Origin of the sequence: Mesorhizobium caraganae, assembly GCF_016836705.1 — a bacterium.
GTDB lineage: Bacteria > Pseudomonadota > Alphaproteobacteria > Rhizobiales > Rhizobiaceae > Mesorhizobium > Mesorhizobium caraganae.
This window is the reverse complement of sequence record NZ_JAFCGY010000169.1, coordinates 1-416: the sequence shown is the minus strand read 5'-3', so window position 1 is coordinate 416 and position 416 is coordinate 1. Positions and strand designations below refer to the sequence as shown.

The following is a 416-nucleotide window of genomic DNA, read 5'->3' as shown; positions in this document are numbered from 1 at the left end:
GGGCAGAGCAGATTACCGGCGTTTCTCGCAGCCAGATTATTCGCATCGCCCGTGAATTTGCCGATAACGCTGATAAAACGCACGGTCGTTCGATGATTATCGTCGGCGCTGGGCTGAACCACTGGTATCACCTGGACATGAACTATCGTGGTCTGATCAACATGCTGATTTTCTGCGGTTGTGTCGGTCAGAGCGGGGGCGGCTGGGCGCACTATGTAGGTCAGGAAAAACTGCGTCCGCAAACCGGCTGGCAGCCGCTGGCGTTTGCCCTCGACTGGCAGCGTCCGGCGCGTCACATGAACAGTACCTCTTATTTCTATAACCACTCCAGCCAGTGGCGTTATGAAACCGTGACTGCGGAAGAACTGCTGTCGCCGATGGCGGATAAATCTCGCTATACCGGACACTTGATCGAC

The 416-nt window shown here is 55.5% G+C and carries 1 protein-coding gene; it reads left to right on the top strand.

Annotated elements, in window-relative coordinates; translation table 11 throughout:
• The coding region (locus JQK88_RS35805) for a molybdopterin-dependent oxidoreductase (protein WP_203281305.1) at positions 1-416 on the top strand (416 nt) is incomplete at both ends.